General features: G+C 66.1%; 22 protein-coding genes. All 22 read left to right on the plus strand.

Annotated features, from left to right (window positions below):
• Window positions 1-18: 18 nt before the first annotated feature.
• The 22 genes from EDD31_RS09465 (at window position 19) to rplF (ending at window position 16937) form a co-directional block, all read left to right on the plus strand.
• The gene (locus EDD31_RS09465) at window positions 19-3906 is read left to right on the plus strand and encodes a DNA-directed RNA polymerase subunit beta' (RefSeq protein ID WP_123303929.1); all 3888 of its coding nucleotides are present in this window, start codon (window positions 19-21) and stop codon (window positions 3904-3906) included.
• 412 nt (window positions 3907-4318) lie between these two features.
• Window positions 4319-4693, plus strand: coding sequence for a 30S ribosomal protein S12 (rpsL, locus tag EDD31_RS09470; RefSeq protein WP_123303930.1), 375 nt, complete (start codon window positions 4319-4321; stop codon window positions 4691-4693).
• Window positions 4693-5163, plus strand: coding sequence for a 30S ribosomal protein S7 (gene rpsG / locus EDD31_RS09475; RefSeq protein ID WP_123303931.1), 471 nt, complete (start codon window positions 4693-4695; stop codon window positions 5161-5163). Before rpsL ends, rpsG begins: the two co-directional genes overlap by 1 nt.
• Before the next feature lie 78 nt (window positions 5164-5241).
• Window positions 5242-7344 (plus strand): elongation factor G, encoded by a 2103-nt coding sequence (fusA, locus tag EDD31_RS09480; RefSeq protein ID WP_123303932.1) that lies wholly within the window; start codon window positions 5242-5244, stop codon window positions 7342-7344.
• Window positions 7345-7458: 114 nt separating this feature from the next.
• Window positions 7459-8652, plus strand: a complete 1194-nt coding sequence (gene tuf, locus EDD31_RS09485; protein ID WP_123303933.1) for an elongation factor Tu — start codon at window positions 7459-7461, stop codon at window positions 8650-8652.
• 422 nt (window positions 8653-9074) lie between these two features.
• Entirely contained in the window at window positions 9075-9383 is a 309-nt protein-coding gene (gene rpsJ, locus EDD31_RS09490; protein WP_123303934.1) for a 30S ribosomal protein S10, read from the plus strand.
• Between the two features lie 11 nt (window positions 9384-9394).
• On the plus strand, window positions 9395-10051 hold the full coding sequence (gene rplC, locus EDD31_RS09495) for a 50S ribosomal protein L3 (protein WP_123303935.1): 657 nt from the start codon (window positions 9395-9397) through the stop codon (window positions 10049-10051).
• Window positions 10052-10056: 5 nt separating this feature from the next.
• Window positions 10057-10716, plus strand: a complete 660-nt coding sequence (gene rplD / locus EDD31_RS09500) for a 50S ribosomal protein L4 (RefSeq protein ID WP_123303936.1) — start codon at window positions 10057-10059, stop codon at window positions 10714-10716.
• A complete protein-coding gene (gene rplW / locus EDD31_RS09505; RefSeq protein ID WP_123303937.1) occupies window positions 10713-11018 on the plus strand; it encodes a 50S ribosomal protein L23 in 306 nt (101 codons plus the stop codon). The genes rplD and rplW overlap by 4 nt, the downstream gene beginning before the upstream one ends.
• A 31-nt stretch (window positions 11019-11049) precedes the next feature.
• The gene (gene rplB / locus EDD31_RS09510; RefSeq protein ID WP_123303938.1) at window positions 11050-11886 is read left to right on the plus strand and encodes a 50S ribosomal protein L2; all 837 of its coding nucleotides are present in this window, start codon (window positions 11050-11052) and stop codon (window positions 11884-11886) included.
• Between the two features lie 14 nt (window positions 11887-11900).
• Window positions 11901-12182: a 30S ribosomal protein S19 gene (gene rpsS, locus EDD31_RS09515; RefSeq protein ID WP_123303939.1), complete on the plus strand. Its 282-nt coding sequence runs from the start codon at window positions 11901-11903 to the stop codon at window positions 12180-12182.
• Window positions 12183-12214: 32 nt separating this feature from the next.
• Entirely contained in the window at window positions 12215-12592 is a 378-nt protein-coding gene (rplV, locus tag EDD31_RS09520) for a 50S ribosomal protein L22 (protein WP_123303940.1), read from the plus strand.
• The gene (gene rpsC, locus EDD31_RS09525; protein WP_123303941.1) at window positions 12592-13401 is read left to right on the plus strand and encodes a 30S ribosomal protein S3; all 810 of its coding nucleotides are present in this window, start codon (window positions 12592-12594) and stop codon (window positions 13399-13401) included. The genes rplV and rpsC overlap by 1 nt, the downstream gene beginning before the upstream one ends.
• A 5-nt stretch (window positions 13402-13406) precedes the next feature.
• A complete protein-coding gene (gene rplP / locus EDD31_RS09530; RefSeq protein WP_123303942.1) occupies window positions 13407-13826 on the plus strand; it encodes a 50S ribosomal protein L16 in 420 nt (139 codons plus the stop codon).
• Window positions 13826-14065 carry a 50S ribosomal protein L29 gene (gene rpmC / locus EDD31_RS09535; RefSeq protein WP_123303943.1) on the plus strand — a complete coding sequence of 80 codons (240 nt, stop codon included), beginning with the start codon at window positions 13826-13828 and terminating at the stop codon, window positions 14063-14065. Before rplP ends, rpmC begins: the two co-directional genes overlap by 1 nt.
• 7 nt (window positions 14066-14072) lie before the next feature.
• Window positions 14073-14372, plus strand: a complete 300-nt coding sequence (rpsQ, locus tag EDD31_RS09540) for a 30S ribosomal protein S17 (protein WP_211336098.1) — start codon at window positions 14073-14075, stop codon at window positions 14370-14372.
• Window positions 14373-14456: 84 nt separating this feature from the next.
• The gene (gene rplN, locus EDD31_RS09545; RefSeq protein ID WP_123303944.1) at window positions 14457-14825 is read left to right on the plus strand and encodes a 50S ribosomal protein L14; all 369 of its coding nucleotides are present in this window, start codon (window positions 14457-14459) and stop codon (window positions 14823-14825) included.
• A 2-nt stretch (window positions 14826-14827) separates the two neighbouring features.
• Entirely contained in the window at window positions 14828-15169 is a 342-nt protein-coding gene (gene rplX / locus EDD31_RS09550) for a 50S ribosomal protein L24 (RefSeq protein ID WP_123303945.1), read from the plus strand.
• Window position 15170: 1 nt separating this feature from the next.
• The gene (gene rplE, locus EDD31_RS09555; RefSeq protein ID WP_123303946.1) at window positions 15171-15740 is read left to right on the plus strand and encodes a 50S ribosomal protein L5; all 570 of its coding nucleotides are present in this window, start codon (window positions 15171-15173) and stop codon (window positions 15738-15740) included.
• Complete coding sequence (locus tag EDD31_RS09560) at window positions 15740-15925, plus strand: type Z 30S ribosomal protein S14 (protein WP_123303947.1); 186 nt, start codon at window positions 15740-15742, stop codon at window positions 15923-15925. Before rplE ends, EDD31_RS09560 begins: the two co-directional genes overlap by 1 nt.
• A 55-nt stretch (window positions 15926-15980) precedes the next feature.
• A complete protein-coding gene (rpsH, locus tag EDD31_RS09565; protein ID WP_123303948.1) occupies window positions 15981-16379 on the plus strand; it encodes a 30S ribosomal protein S8 in 399 nt (132 codons plus the stop codon).
• Window positions 16380-16397: 18 nt separating this feature from the next.
• Complete coding sequence (rplF, locus tag EDD31_RS09570; protein ID WP_123303949.1) at window positions 16398-16937, plus strand: 50S ribosomal protein L6; 540 nt, start codon at window positions 16398-16400, stop codon at window positions 16935-16937.
• Window positions 16938-16940 lie beyond the last annotated feature (3 nt).

The raw sequence follows: 16940 nt of genomic DNA on the forward strand, positions 1-16940 counted from the left end.
GATCGGAAGTAGGAACCCTTGCTCGACGTAAATCTCTTCGATCAGCTTCACATCTCGCTCGCCACGGCGGGCCACGTCCGTGACTGGTCACACGGTGAGGTCAAGAAGCCTGAGACCATCAACTACCGCACCCTGAAGCCGGAAAAGGACGGGCTCTTCGGGGAGCAGATCTTCGGCCCTACCCGTGACTGGGAGTGCGCCTGCGGCAAGTACAAGCGCGTGCGCTACAAGGGCATCGTCTGCGAGCGCTGTGGTGTTGAGGTCACCCGCTCGAAGGTGCGTCGTGAGCGGATGGGCCACATCGAGCTCGCCGCCCCCGTCACCCACATCTGGTACTTCAAGGGCGTGCCCTCGCGCCTGGGCTACCTGCTTGACCTCGCGCCGAAGGACCTCGAGAAGGTCATCTACTTCGCGGCCTACATGATCACCGAGGTGGACGAAGAGGGCCGCCACGAGGATCTGCCCTCGCTGCAGAACGAGATGGACGCCGAGAAGAAGCGGGTCGAGACCCAGCGCGACGTCGACATCGAGGCCCGCGCCCAGAAGCTCGAGGCTGACCTCGAGCAGCTCGAGGCGGACGGCGCCAAGGCCGACGCGCGCGAGAAGGTCCGCAAGGCCGGCGAGAAGGAGATGAACCAGCTCCGCAAGCGCGCCGACCAGGACCTCGACCGCCTCGAGAAGGTCTGGGACCGCTTCAAGAACCTCGCCGTCGGCGACCTCGAGGGCGATGAGATGCTCTACCGCGAGCTCAACTCGCGCTACGGCATCTACTTCCAGGGCTCGATGGGCGCCGCGGCCATCCAGCGCCGCCTGGAGAGCTTCGACCTCGACGCCGAAGCCGTCAAGCTGCGTGAGCTCATCGCCACCGGCTCCGGTCAGCGCAAGACCCGTGCGCTCAAGCGCCTCAAGGTCGTCAACGCCTTCCTGACCACGGGGAACTCCCCGCAGGGCATGGTGCTCGACGCCGTCCCGGTGATTCCGCCGGACCTGCGCCCGATGGTTCAGCTCGACGGTGGCCGTTTCGCCACCTCGGACCTGAACGACCTCTACCGCCGGGTGATCAACCGCAACAACCGCCTCAAGCGGCTGCTCGACCTCGGTGCGCCCGAGATCATCGTCAACAACGAGAAGCGCATGCTGCAGGAGTCTGTGGACGCGCTCTTCGACAACGGCCGCCGTGGCCGCCCGGTCACCGGGCCCGGCAACCGCGCGCTGAAGTCGATCTCGGACATGCTCAAGGGCAAGCAGGGTCGTTTCCGTCAGAACCTGCTCGGTAAGCGCGTGGACTACTCGGGCCGTTCGGTCATCGTGGTCGGCCCGCAGCTCAAGCTCCACCAGTGTGGTCTGCCCAAGCAGATGGCGCTGGAGCTCTTCAAGCCCTTCGTGATGAAGCGCCTGGTGGATCTGCACCACGCGCAGAACATCAAGGCCGCCAAGCGCATGGTCGAGCGCTCCCGCCCCCAGGTGTGGGACGTGCTCGACGAGGTCATCCGCGAGCACCCGGTGCTGTTGAACCGTGCCCCCACGCTGCACCGCCTGGGCATCCAGGCCTTCGAGCCGCAGCTGGTCGAGGGCAAGGCGATCCAGTTGCACCCGCTCGTGTGTGGCGCCTTCAACGCCGACTTCGACGGCGACCAGATGGCCGTGCACCTTCCGCTGTCCGCGGAGGCGCAGGCCGAGGCCCGCATCCTGATGCTGTCCTCGAACAACATCCTCAAGCCCTCCGACGGCCGCCCGGTGACCATGCCCAGCCAGGACATGATCGTGGGCCTGCACCACCTGACGGTGGAGAAGGCCGACGCCAAGGGCGCGGGGCGCTTCTTCTCCTCGCCGGCTGAGGCGGAGATGGCCTACGACCTGAACGAGCTGGACATCAACGCTCCGATCCGCCTGCGGATCGAGGGTCTGGTGCCGCCGACCGGGTGGACCCCCGCCGAGGGCAAGGACGAGGACGACTCGATCATCCTCGAGACCACCCTGGGCCGGGCGATCTTCAACGAGGCGCTCCCGCACGACTACCCCTACATCAACCATGTGGCCGACAAGAAGGTCCTCGGCGCGATCGTCAACGATCTGGCCGAGCGCTACCCCAAGGTCGACGTCGGTGCCTCGCTGGATGCTCTGAAGGAGGCCGGCTACCGCTGGGCCACCTGGTCGGGGATGACCATCGCGATCTCCGACGTCGTCGCCCCGCCGTCGAAGACCGAGATCCTCTCGCGTTACGAGGATGAGGCCGCCAAGATCCAGGAGCAGTACGACCTGGGTCTGACCACGGACGACGAGCGACGTCAGGAGCTCATCGACCTGTGGACCCGTGCGACCAACGAGGTCGACGTCGCGATGCGGGAGAACTTCCCCGAGCACAACACGGTCAACCGGATGGTCTCCTCGGGTGCGCGAGGTAACTGGATGCAGGTGCGTCAGATCGCCGGTATGCGCGGTCTGGTCGCCGACCCCAAGGGTGAGATCGTGCCCCGCCCGATCACCTCGAACTACCGCGAGGGCCTGTCGGTGCTGGAGTACTTCATCGCCACCCACGGTGCTCGTAAGGGCCTGGCGGACACGGCGCTGCGCACCGCGGACTCCGGCTACCTCACCCGTCGTCTGGTGGACGTCTCCCAGGACGTCATCATCCGCGAGGAGGACTGCGGCACCCGCGCCGGCCTGACCATGCCGATCGCCGAGGAAGGCCCCGACGGCACGCTGCAGCGCGCTGAGACGGTCGAGACCAGCGTGTACTCGCGCACGCTCGCCCAGGACGTCTCCGACGCCGAGGGCACCGTGCTGGCACAGGCGGGCGAGGACGCCGGTGACGTGGTGATTGGCCGTCTGGTCGCCGCCGGGGTCACCGAGGTCAAGATCCGCTCCGTGCTGACCTGCCAGTCGGCGGTGGGTACCTGCGCGAAGTGCTACGGCCGCTCCCTGGCCACCGGCAAGCTCGTGGACATCGGTGAGGCCGTCGGCATCATCGCCGCGCAGTCCATCGGTGAGCCGGGCACGCAGCTGACCATGCGTACCTTCCACACCGGTGGTGCTGTCTCCACGGAGGACATCACTCAGGGTCTGCCCCGTGTGCAGGAGCTCTTCGAGGCCCGTACCCCCAAGGGTGAGGCACCGATCGCCGAGGCGACCGGACGCGTCACCATCGAGGACGCCGACCGCTCGCGGCGGATCATCATCACCCGCGATGACGGCCAGGAAGATGCCGTCTACCCGGTCACCAAGCGGTCGCGTCTGCTCGTCCAGGACGGCGAGCATGTGGCCGTGGGCACGCAGCTCATCGCCGGTGCGGTCGATCCCAAGAAGGTGCTGCGCATCCTCGGTGGCCGCGAGACGCAGAAGCACCTGGTGGACGAGGTCCAGAAGGTCTACCGCTCGCAGGGTGTGGACATCCACGACAAGCACATCGAGGTCATCGTCCGGCAGATGCTCCGCCGGGTCACGATCCTCGACTCCGGCGAATCGCGGCTGCTGCCCGGCCAGCTGGTCGAGCGCTCGCGCTTCGAGAAGGAGAACCGCCGTGTGGTCTCCGAAGGAGCAACGCCGGCGGCCGGTCGCTCCGAGCTCATGGGCATCACCAAGGCCTCATTGGCTACGGAGTCCTGGCTCTCGGCGGCTTCCTTCCAGGAGACCACCAAGGTGCTCACCGAGGCCGCGATGGAGGGCAAGCGTGACCCGCTGCTCGGCCTGAAGGAGAACGTCATCCTCGGTAAGCTGATCCCCGCCGGGACCGGCCTGCCGCGGTACCGCGACGTGGTCGTCGAGCCCACCGAGGAAGCCAAGCAGCACGCCTTCGCGCAGCTGGGCTACAGCGACATCGACTTCGCCCCGGCCGGCGGCCGCGACGATTCGATGCTGCTGGACTTCGACCTCGGGCAGAACAACTACGGCCTTGAGTTCCGCTGAGAACTCCAGGTAGTCCGGCGGGGCCGGTCCGGCACCATCTGGGTGCTGTGGCCGGCCCCGTCGGCCGTGCCGGGGGAGTGGCTCAGCTGCGCTGCGCTCCTCGCCAGGTGCGCAGGACCAATGGTGTCGCATGCCACGCGGATGCCGTTCTTCCATCCTTTGACGCGAGATTCCGCGGCAGAGTACTCTGGACGACGGTGCCCGGACGTCGGGCCCTCGTGTGTGCGCGTCGCACAGCCTCAATGGATCCGGTCAGGATCCTCCTGAGACCTCAAGACTGCGCCGAGATTCGGCCGGGCGACACGCCCGACACCGGGGGCGAAGAAACCGCGGTCTCGAACCTCGCGGCCGAGACCGGCCGGGCAGGAAAGCTCATCAGAATGCAAGCGTCAGAACCTGAGACGGAGTAGTAGTGCCCACGATCCAGCAGCTCGTCCGCAAGGGCCGCAGCGTCAAGCCGGGTGCGTCGAAGACGCCGGCCCTTAAGGGCAGCCCGCAGCGGCGCGGCGTCTGCACCCGCGTCTACACCACGACCCCGAAGAAGCCGAACTCGGCTCTGCGGAAGGTCGCGCGTGTCCGCCTGTCCTCCGGCATTGAGGTCACCGCCTACATCCCGGGTGTCGGCCATAACCTCCAGGAGCACTCCATTGTGCTCGTGCGTGGGGGTCGTGTGAAGGACCTTCCCGGTGTGCGCTACAAGATCGTGCGCGGAGCTCTGGACACCCAGGGCGTGCGCGGCCGCCAGCAGGCCCGTAGCCGCTACGGCGCCAAGAAGGAGAAGAAGTAATGCCTCGTAAAGGCCCCGTCAAGAAGCGGCCGCTGGTCAACGACCCGGTCTACGCCTCGCCGATGGTCACCCAGCTGGTGAACCGCGTGCTGCAGGACGGCAAGAAGTCCACCGCAGAGCGCATCGTCTACGGAGCGCTTGAGGGCGTGCGTGGCAAGACCGACCAGGATCCGGCCGTGGTGCTCAAGCGCGCGCTGGAGAACGTCCGCCCCTCCCTTGAGGTGCGTTCGCGTCGTGTCGGTGGCGCTACCTACCAGGTCCCCGTCGAGGTGCGCACCTCGCGTCAGACCACGCTGGCCCTGCGCTGGCTGGTCGACTACGCGCGTGCCCGTCGTGAGAAGACCATGACCGAGCGCCTCATGAACGAGATCCTTGACGCCTCCAACGGCCTGGGTGCCGCTGTGAAGCGCCGCGAGGACACGCACCGCATGGCCGAGGCCAACCGCGCCTTCGCCCACTACCGCTGGTGATCCTTCCGGCCTGACTCCGTGTCCGCCCCTGCGGCGGCCCGGACTTTCGCAACTGACGACGAGTGAAGAGAGCCTGACGTGGCACTTGACGTGCTGACCGACCTCACCAAGGTCCGCAACATCGGCATCATGGCGCACATCGATGCCGGTAAGACGACCACCACCGAGCGGATCCTGTTCTACACGGGCATCAACTACAAGATCGGCGAGACCCACGACGGTGCCTCGACGATGGACTGGATGGCCCAGGAGCAGGAGCGCGGCATCACGATCACGTCCGCCGCGACGACCTGTTACTGGAAAGACAACCAGATCAACATCATCGACACCCCCGGGCACGTCGACTTCACCGTTGAGGTGGAGCGCTCCCTGCGCGTGCTCGATGGTGCGGTGGCCGTCTTCGACGGTAAGGAAGGCGTCGAGCCCCAGTCCGAGACCGTCTGGCGTCAGGCCGACAAGTACGGCGTGCCCCGCATCTGCTTCGTCAACAAGATGGACAAGCTGGGCGCTGACTTCTACTTCACCGTCAAGACCATCGAGGACCGCCTCAAGGCCGTGCCGTTGGTCATGCAGCTGCCCATCGGCGCTGAGAACGAGTTCGAAGGCGTGGTCGACCTCGTCCGGATGAAGGCCCTGTACTGGCGTGGCGAGGTGGCCATCGGTGAGGACTACTCGCTCGAGGACATCCCGGCCGACCTCCAGGAGAAGGCTCAGGAGTACCGCCTCGCGCTGGTCGAGAAGATCGCCGAAGCGGACGAGGAGCTGCTCGAGAAGTACCTCGGTGGAGAAGAGCTGACCGAAGCCGAGATCAAGCGTGGCGTGCGGGCTCTGGCCGTCGCCGGCGAGGCCTACCCGGTCTTCTGTGGCTCGGCCTTCAAGAACAAGGGCGTCCAGCCCATGCTCGACGCGGTCATCGACTACCTCCCCTCCCCGCTGGACGTGCCCTCTGTCGAGGGCCACGCCGTCGGCGATGAGGAGAAGGTCGTGGAGCGTCACGCCAACGAGACCGACCCCTTCTCTGCGCTGGCTTTCAAGGTCGCCGTGCACCCCTTCTTCGGCAAGCTCACCTATGTGCGTGTCTACTCCGGCAAGGTGGCGCAGGGCGCTCAGATCATCAACTCGACCAAGGGCAAGAAGGAGCGTGTCGGGAAGCTCTTCCAGATGCACTCCAACAAGGAGAACCCGGTCGAGGAAGCCCACGCGGGTCACATCTACGCCTTCATCGGCCTCAAGGACACCACCACGGGTGACACGCTGTGCGACCCGAACGCGCCGGTCATCCTGGAGTCGATGTCCTTCCCCGAGCCGGTCATCCACGTGGCGATCGAGCCCAAGACCAAGGGCGACCAGGAGAAGCTGTCCACCGCGATCCAGAAGCTCGCCGAGGAGGATCCCACCTTCTCCGTGCGCCTGGACGACGAGACCGGCCAGACCGTCATCGGCGGTATGGGTGAGCTCCACCTCGACATCCTGGTCGACCGCATGAAGCGTGAGTTCAAGGTCGAGGCCAACGTCGGCGCCCCGATGGTCGCCTACCGCGAAACCATCCGCCGCGAGGCCGTGAAGGTGGACTACACGCACAAGAAGCAGACCGGTGGCTCCGGGCAGTTCGCGAAGGTGCAGGTCACTTTCGAGCCGCTCGACACCTCGGAAGGCGAGTTCTACGAGTTCGCCAACGAGGTCACCGGTGGCCGCATTCCACGCGAGTACATTCCCAGCGTGGATGCCGGCATTCAGGACGCACTCCAGAACGGTGTCCTCGCGGGCTACCCGATGGTGGGCGTCAAGGCCATTCTGCTCGACGGCGCCTACCACGACGTCGACTCTTCGGAGATGGCCTTCAAGATTGCCGGCTCGATGGTGGTCAAGGAAGGGATCCGCCGCGCGGATCCTGCCCTGCTCGAGCCGACGATGGACGTCGAGGTACGTACGCCTGAGGAGTACATGGGCGACGTCATCGGCGACATCAACTCCCGCCGTGGCATGATCCAGTCCATGGAGGACGCGAGCGGCGTGAAGGTCGTCCGCGCCCTGGTGCCGCTGTCGGAAATGTTCGGATACGTTGGTGACCTGCGGTCGAAGACCCAGGGTCGAGCGATGTACTCCATGCAGTTCCACAGCTATGCGGAGGTTCCTCGCGCCGTCGCCGAGGAGATCATCAAGAAGACCCGGGGCGAGTGAGTCCCACAGGTCGATCGCACGACACCCAGTAATCCGACCCCGTAGGATCACGACAGTCCCCGCAGGGCAAGACCCTGCGAGCTGAGAAACTACCCGAGTCCCAGGAGGACCCCAGTGGCGAAGGCCAAGTTCGAGCGGACCAAGCCGCACGTCAACATCGGCACCATCGGTCACGTCGACCACGGAAAGACGACGCTGACCGCCGCGATCTCCAAGGTGCTGGCGGAAAAGTACCCGGATCTGAACGAGTACACCCCGTTCGACCAGGTCGACAACGCTCCTGAGGAGCGCCAGCGCGGCATCACCATCAACGTCTCGCACGTTGAGTACCAGACGGAGAAGCGGCACTACGCGCACGTTGACGCGCCCGGTCACGCTGACTACATCAAGAACATGATCACCGGTGCCGCCCAGATGGACGGCGCGATCCTGGTGGTCGCTGCGACCGACGGCCCGATGGCCCAGACGCGCGAGCACGTGCTGCTCGCCCGCCAGGTGGGCGTGCCCTACCTGCTGGTCGCGCTGAACAAGTCCGACATGGTCGAGGACGAGGAAATCCTCGAGCTCGTCGAGATGGAGGTTCGCGAGCTGCTGTCCTCGCAGGACTTCCCCGGCGACGACGTTCCGGTCGTGCGCACTTCGGGCCTGAAGGCTCTCGAGGGCGACGAGAAGTGGACCGCCACCGTTGCCGAGCTCATGGACGCTGTGGACGAGAACGTCCCGGAGCCCAAGCGCGACATCGACAAGCCGTTCCTCATGCCGATCGAGGATGTCTTCACCATCACCGGCCGCGGCACCGTGGTCACCGGTCGTGTGGAGCGCGGTCAGCTCAAGGTCAACGCCGAGGTCGAGATCCTGGGTATCAAGGAGCACAAGCAGACCACCACGGTCACGGGCATCGAGATGTTCCGCAAGCTGCTCGACACCGCTGACGCGGGTGAGAACGTCGGCCTGCTGCTGCGTGGCACCAAGCGCGAGGACGTCGAGCGCGGTCAGGTCGTCGTGCAGCCGGGCTCGATCACCCCGCACACCAAGTTCGAGGGCCAGGTCTACATCCTCAACAAGGATGAGGGCGGCCGCCACAACCCGTTCTACTCGAACTACCGCCCGCAGTTCTACTTCCGCACCACCGACGTCACCGGCGTCATCGAGCTGCCCGAGGGCACCGAGATGGTCATGCCCGGAGACAACACCGAAATGACGGTCGAGCTGATCCAGCCGATCGCCATGGAGGAGGGCCTCGGCTTCGCCATCCGTGAGGGTGGACGCACCGTGGGTTCAGGCCGGGTCACCAAGATCCTCGCCTGATCTGACCTCTCGCTGACACAGCGCACGAAAGGCCCCTGGCAATCGCCAGGGGCCTTTCGTCGCTCCCGGACCTGCGGTCGCGTCGCATGCCGGGGCTTGCTAGCGTGCAGATGCGAGCGGATGACCTCGTCCGCGTGACTGAGGCCTCACCCAGGGATGAGCTACAGGGCTGGCCATATGCCTGCCGCTTCTGGCAGACTGGAGCGGTTGCCTGCGGTAGGGCTTGCTGAGCGAACTCACGCGTTCAGCGAACGTGCCGGCTGGCACCCGGCTGAGGAACGAGAGCACATCCGCTCATGATCCCGGCCTGCGACACTACGACCACCCCGTTATCGACTACCCGGCAGGCGTGTCATTCCAAGCGACACGCCCGAGCGCGGGGGTCGGACAAGGTAGCGGTACGAGAGAGGTAACACGACGCCATGGCGGGACAGAAGATCCGCATCCGGCTTAAGTCCTACGACCACGAGGTCATCGACAGCTCGGCGCGCAAGATCGTCGAGACGGTGAGCCGCGCTGGTGCGCAGGTCGTGGGGCCGGTGCCGCTGCCGACCGAAAAGAACGTCTTCACCGTGATTCGGTCGCCCCACAAGTACAAGGACAGCCGCGAGCACTTTGAGATGCGCACCCACAAGCGCCTCATCGACATCGTGGACCCGACGCCGAAGGCTGTCGACTCGCTGATGCGACTCGACCTGCCGGCCGACGTCAACATCGAGATCAAGCTCTGAGGATCGCCACCATGACCACGACTTCCCAGCGCGCCGTGAAGGCGCTGCTCGGTACCAAGCTCGGCATGACCCAGGTATGGGACGACGCCGGCCGCCTGGTCCCCGTGACCGTTGTCGAGGTGGGCACCAACGTCGTCGCTCAGGTGCGTTCCGCCGAGACCGACGGCTACAGCGCCGTCCAGCTCGCCGTTGGTCAGATCGACCCTCGCCGGGTCGGTCAGCCGCTCAAGGGCCACTTCGCCAAGGCCGAGGTCACCCCGCGCCGCCACCTCGTCGAGGTCCGCACCGCGGATGCCGCTGACTACGCAGCGGGCCAGGAGCTGACTGCTGAGGTCTTCGAGGCCGGCCAGCAGGTCGACATCGTCGGTACCACCAAGGGCAAGGGCACCGCCGGTGTGATGAAGCGCCACGGCTTCGCCGGCGTCGGCGCCTCGCACGGTGCGCACCGCAACCACCGCAAGCCTGGTTCCATCGGCGGCGCCTCCACCCCCGGCCGTGTCTTCAAGGGCATGCGGATGGCCGGACGGATGGGCCACGCCCGCCAGACCACCCAGAACCTGACGATCCACGCCGTCGACGCGGAGAAGGGTCTGCTCCTGGTCAAGGGCGCCGTCCCGGGCCCCAAGGGTGGACTCCTCGTCGTCAAGACCGCCGTGAAGGGGGCCTGAAGGACATGACGGAAAACACCGCGAAGTCCGTGGACGTCCTCGACGCCGCGGGGAAGAAGGCCGGCTCGGCCGAACTTCCCGCCGCGATCTTCGATGTCCAGACCAACATCCCGCTGATCCACCAGGTGGTTGTCGCCCAGCAGGCGGCAGCACGCCAGGGCACGCACGCCACCAAGACGCGCGGCAACGTGCGCGGTGGTGGGCGCAAGCCTTACCGCCAGAAGGGCACCGGTCGCGCCCGTCAGGGTTCGATCCGCGCACCGCAGTACGCCGGTGGTGGCATCGTCCACGGCCCGCAGCCGCGTGACTACAGCCAGCGCACCCCCAAGAAGATGAAGGCTGCCGCTCTGCGTGGCGCCCTCTCCGACCGGGCGCGTGCCGGCCGCGTGCACGTGGTCAGCGAACTGATCACCGGCGATGTGCCCCGCACCAAGGACGCGCTCGCCGCGCTGCGTCTTGTGGTGGCCGAGCGTACCGCCGTCGTGGTGGTCGAGCGCACCGATCGCGTCACCGAGCTCAGCCTGCGCAACGCCCCCGAGGTGCACGTGCTCTGGGCCGATCAGCTCAACACCTACGACGTGCTCGTTCACGACGACGTCGTGTTCACCTCCGGCGCACTGCAGGAGTTCCTGCAGGGCCGGACCAAGGCGGAGGAGGAGAAGTGAGCATCGAGGTCTCGAAAAACCCCCGCGACATCATCATCAAGCCGATCGTCTCCGAGAAGAGCTACACGCTCATCGACGAGGGTAAGTACACCTTCGAGGTGGACCCGCGCTCGAACAAGACGGAGATCAAGAACGCCGTGGAGAAGATCTTCGACGTGAAGGTCGCCGCGGTGAACACCGCCAACCGCATGGGCAAGTCCCGCCGCACCCGCTACGGCCTGGGTAAGCGGAAGGACACCAAGCGCGCGATCATCACGCTGCGTGAGGGCTCAATCGACATCTTCGGCGAGGTCGCCGGCTGAGGCCGGCGCCGATTCGATAAGGATCTGATCCATGGGAATCCGTAAGTACAAGCCGACGACGCCGGGCCGACGTGGCTCGTCCGTGGCCGACTTCGTGGAACTCACGCGCTCGGAGCCGGAGAAGTCGCTGCTTCGCCCGCTGAGCAAGACCGGCGGACGCAACGCCTCCGGCAAGATCACCACCCGGCACAAGGGTGGTGGCCACAAGCGTGCCTACCGCGTCATCGACTTCCGTCGTCACGACAAGGACGGCATTCCGGCCAAGGTCGCTCACATCGAGTACGACCCCAACCGGACCGCCCGTATCGCACTGCTGCACTACGCCGACGGCGAGAAGCGTTACATCCTCGCGCCGAACAAGCTCAAGCAGGGCGACCAGATCGAGAACGGCGCCGGCGCTGACATCAAGCCCGGCAACAACCTGCCGCTGCGCAACATCCCGGTCGGTACCGTGCTGCACGCGATCGAGCTTCGCCCCGGTGGCGGCGCCAAGATCGCCCGCTCCGCCGGCACCTCGGTGCAGCTGGTCGCTCGTGAGGGCAAGTACGCGCAGCTGCGCATGCCCTCGGGCGAGATCCGCAACGTCGACGTGCGCTGCCGCGCCTCGGTCGGCGAGGTGGGCAACGCCGAGCAGTCCAACATCAACTGGGGCAAGGCCGGCCGCATGCGCTGGAAGGGCAAGCGCCCGACCGTGCGTGGTGTCGTCATGAACCCGGTCGACCACCCCCACGGTGGCGGTGAGGGTAAGACCTCCGGTGGTCGCCACCCGGTGAGCCCCTGGGGTAAGCCCGAGGGCCGTACCCGACGTCCGAACAAGCCCAGCGACAAGCTCATCGTGCGTCGTCGCCGGACCGGCAAGAAGCGCTGAGGAGATTCGAAGCCATGCCGCGTAGCCTCAAGAAGGGCCCCTTCGTTGACGACCACCTGCAGAAGAAGGTGGACGTCCAGAACGAATCGGGCTCCAAGAACGTCATCAAGACCTGGTCACGTCGCTCGTTGATCACCCCCGACTTCCTGGGCCACACCTTTGCGGTCCACGACGGTCGCAAGCACGTCCCGGTGTTCGTCACCGAGTCGATGGTTGGTCACAAGCTCGGGGAGTTCGCCCCGACCCGCACCTTCCGTGGGCACGACAAGGACGACCGCAAGGCTCGCCGCCGCTGAGGCGCGCGCCCCGATCTAGGTAAGGCAGGAACATGGAAGCCAAGGCGCAGGCGCGATTTGTGCGCGTCACGCCCATGAAGGCACGCCGCATCGTGGACGTTGTCCGCGGTCGGCGAGTCGGGGACGCCGTGACCACGCTGCAGTTCGCTCCGCAGTCGGCCGCCGAGCCGGTACGCAAGGTCGTCGAGTCCGCGCTCGCCAATGCGCGGGTGAAGGCCGATCAGGCCGGCGAAGCCTTTGTGGAATCCGATCTCGTCGTGCTCGAGGCATATGTAGACGAAGGGCCGACTCTCAAGCGGTTCCGTCCACGTGCCCAGGGCCGGGCCAGTCGAATCAACAAGCGCACTAGCCACATCACCGTGGTCGTGGGCGAGTCCAACACCGGAGAGAAGAAGGGGAGGGCCCGCTGATGGGTCAGAAGGTCAACCCGACCGGGTTCCGACTCGGCATCACCACCGACCACCGCTCTCGCTGGTTCGCCGACTCCACCAAGGAGGGGCAGCGCTATCGCGACTACGTCCGCGAGGACGTCGCGATCCGCGCCCTGATGTCCGAGGGCCTCGAGCGCGCCGGCATTGCCAAGGTAGACATCGAGCGCACCCGCGATCGTGTCCGCGTGGATCTGCACACCGCCCGCCCGGGCATCGTGATCGGTCGGCGTGGTGCGGAGGCGGACCGTCTGCGTGGCCAGCTCGAGAAGCTGACCGGCAAGCAGGTCCAGCTCAACATCCTCGAGGTGAAGAACCCCGAGGCCGACGCGCAGCTCGTCGCCCAGGGCATCGCTGAACAGCTCGCTTCTCGTGTGTCCTTCCGTCGCGCGATGCGCAAGGGCATGCAGTCCGCGCAGCGGGCCGGCGCCAAGGGCATCCGCGTGCAGTGCGCCGGCCGCCTCGGTGGCGCCGAGATGTCGCGCTCGGAGTTCTACCGCGAGGGCCGCGTGCCCCTGCACACGCTGCGGGCGAACATTGACTACGGCTTCTTCGAGGCCAAGACCACCTTCGGTCGCATCGGCGTGAAGGTCTGGATCTACAAGGGCGATGTCACCGAGAAGGAATACGCCCGCGAGCAGGCTGAGGCCCCCGCCCGTGGTCGTGGCCCGCGTGGTCGTGGCCCCCGTCGCGACGGCGGCCCCGCTGAGCGCCCCCGCGGCCCGCGTCGAACCACTCCCGAGGGTTCAGCTCCCGCTGAGGCCCCGGCTACCACCGGAACGGAGGCCTGAGTCTCATGCTCATCCCCCGGCGGACCAAGCACCGCAAGCAGCACCGTCCCGCACGCCGTGGCGTGGCCAAGGGCGGCACCGAGATCAGCTTCGGTGACTTCGGCATCCAGGCTCTCGAGCCCGCCTACGTCACCAACCGGCAGATCGAGGCCGCGCGTATTGCCATGACGCGCCACATCAAGCGTGGCGGCAAGGTCTGGATCAACATCTTCCCGGACCGCCCCCTGACCAAGAAGCCCGCCGAAGTCCGTATGGGCTCCGGTAAGGGTTCCCCCGAGTGGTGGATCGCCAACGTCAAGCCCGGTCGTGTGCTCTTTGAGCTCGCCGGCGTCGACGAGTCCCTGGCACGTGAAGCCCTCTCTCGCGCGCAGCACAAGCTGCCGATGAAGACCCGTTTTGTGACCCGTGAAGGTGGTGAGGGCTGATGGCCATCGGGACCAAGGGCCTCATGCCGGCCGACCTGGACGCGATGGACGATTCCCGTCTCGCCCAGGAGCTGGAGAAGGCCAAGGCCGAGCTGTTCAACCTCCGTTTCTCGGCGGCCACCGGCCAGCTCGAGGACCACGGTCGGCTCAAGGCGGTCAAGCGCGACATCTCCCGCATCTACACCATCGTGCGCGAGCGCGAGCTCGGTATCCGCACCGCGCCGAGCACTGAGGAGTGAGGAACCAGTGAGCGAGAACGCCACTAGCGAGACCGTGACTGAGACCGGCACCGACGAGCGCAACGCCCGCAAGGTGCGTCGTGGCTACGTGGTCTCGGCCAAGATGGACAAGACCGTTGTCGTCGAGGTCGAAGACCGCGTGACCCACGCTCTGTACGGCAAGGTCATCCGCCGCACCACCAAGGTCAAGGCGCACGATGAGAACAACGAGGTCGGCGTTGGTGACCTCGTTCGCATCATGGAGACCCGACCGCTCTCGGCCACCAAGCGCAACCGCGTGGTCGAGGTCATCGAGAAGGCCAAGTAAGGCCTCCAGGCCCGCATATCCGTTCGGCCAGGCTCGGTCGGCACCAGATCGGCCGAGAACCGGCACGACGAAGGAGAACACCCAATGATCCAGCAGGAGTCGCGGCTCAAGGTCGCCGACAACACCGGTGCGAAGGAAATCCTGACCATCCGTGTGCTCGGTGGCTCTGGTCGGCGCTACGCCGGAATCGGCGACACGATTGTCGCCACCGTCAAGGACGCCATCCCTGGCGGCAACGTCAAGAAGGGCGATGTCGTCAAGGCTGTTGTCGTGCGCACCGCCAAGGAGCGCCGCCGTCCAGACGGTTCCTACATCAAGTTCGACGAGAACGCTGCCGTCATTCTCAAGAATGACGGCGACCCGCGCGGAACCCGCATCTTCGGCCCTGTCGGCCGCGAGCTGCGCGACAAGAAGTTCATGCGCATCGTCTCCCTGGCTCCGGAGGTGCTCTGAGAATGGCGAAGATCAAGAAGGGCGACCTCGTGGTCGTCGTCGCCGGCAAGGACAAGGGCAAGCAGGGACGTGTGCTCGAGGTCTTCAAGGACGCCGACCGCGTCATCGTTGAGGGCGTGCAGCGCATCACCAAGCACACCAAGGTGGGCCAGTCCTCCCGCGGTGCGCAGACCGGCGGCATCGAGACCGTCGAAGCCCCCATTCACGTCAGCAACGTGATGGTGGTCGACCCGGAGACCAAGAAGGGCACCCGGGTGGGCTACCGCACCGAGCAGGTCGAGCGCGACGGCCGGACCAGGAACATGCGGGTCCGCGTGGCGAAGCGCTCCGGTAAGGACATCTGATATGACCACCACCTCCACCGAGACGCAGATCCCGCGCCTCAAGCAGCGCTACCGCGAGGAGATCCTCCCGGCGCTGCGCGAGGAGTTTGACTTCTCCAATGTGCACCAGGTCCCCGGCCTGACCAAGATCGTGGTCAACATGGGTGTGGGAGACGCAGCGCGCGACTCCAAGCTCATCGAGGGCGCCGTGCGCGACCTGATGACGATCACCGGCCAGAAGCCGTCGGTGACCCGGGCCAAGAAGTCCATCGCCCAGTTCAAGCTCCGCGAGGGACAGCCCATCGGCGCGCACACCACCCTGCGTGGTGACCGCATGTGGGAGTTCTTGGACCGGTTGCTCTCCCTGGCGCTGCCCCGTATCCGTGACTTCCGCGGCCTGAGCCCGAAGCAGTTCGACGGCAACGGCAACTACACCTTCGGTCTCACCGAGCAGTCGATGTTCCATGAGATCGACCAGGACAAGATCGACCGGGTCCGCGGCATGGACATCACCGTGGTCACCACCGCGAGCAACGATGACGAGGGCCGCGCCCTGCTGCGCCGCCTGGGTTTCCCGTTCAAGGAGAACTGATGGCGAAGACCGCACTAGTCCAGAAGGCCAACCGCAAGCCCAAGTTTGCGGTGCGTGCCTACACCCGTTGCCAGCGTTGCGGACGCCCGCACTCTGTGTACCGCAAGTTCGGCCTGTGCCGTATCTGCCTGCGTGAGATGGCCCTTGCCGGCCAGCTCCCCGGCGTGACCAAGTCCAGCTGGTAACACCACTACGTCGAAGGTCCGTAGGGAAACCGCGACGAGGAAGGGCTGAGGCCCAATGACGATGACTGACCCCATCGCAGACATGCTCACGCGTCTGCGTAACGCCAACTCGGCGTACCACGAGACGGTTTCCATGCCGTACTCCAAGCTCAAGGCGAACATCGCCGACATCCTCAAGGCCGAGGGCTACATCGCCGGATCGTCCGTCGAGGACGCCGAGGTGGGCAAGACGCTGGTGCTGGAGCTGAAGTTCGGCCCCAGCCGGGAGCGCTCCCTCGCTGGAGTGCGCCGGGTGTCGAAGCCCGGTCTGCGCGTGTACGCCAAGTCCACGAACCTGCCCAAGGTCCTCGGCGGTCTCGGGGTGGCCATTCTGTCCACCTCCTCCGGCCTGCTGACCGACCGTGAGGCCAAGAGCAAGGGTGTAGGCGGAGAAGTTCTCGCCTACGTCTGGTGACGGAAGGAGGATCACACTATGTCCCGTATCGGCAAGCTCCCCGTCACTGTCCCCTCGGGCGTCGAGATCACTATCGACGGTCGCGAGGTCACGGTCAAGGGCCCCAAGGGCACCCTGTCCCACTCGGTTCCCGAGCCCATCGAGGTCGCCAAGAACGACGATGGCGCGATTGTGGTCAGCCGTCCCGACGACGAGCGTGAGTCGCGTGCCCTGCACGGCCTGACTCGCACCCTGATCGCCAACTGCGTCACCGGCGTGACCGAGGGTTACTCCAAGGGCCTCGAGATCGTCGGCACCGGCTACCGCGTCCAGGCCAAGGGCCAGGATCTCGAACTGGCGCTCGGCTTCTCGCACCCGGTCTCCGTCAAGGCGCCTGAGGGCATCACCTTCGCGGTCGAGGGCCCCACCAAGTTCTCCGTCTCCGGCATCGACAAGCAGCTCGTCGGTGAGACGGCGGCGAACATCCGCAAGATCCGCAAGCCTGAGCCTTATAAGGGCAAGGGCGTGCGCTACGCCGGCGAGCAGGTCCGCCGCAAGGTCGGAAAGGCTGGTAAGTAAGCG

It is taken from the genome of Bogoriella caseilytica (assembly GCF_003752405.1).
Lineage (GTDB): Bacteria > Actinomycetota > Actinomycetes > Actinomycetales > Actinomycetaceae > Allobogoriella > Allobogoriella caseilytica.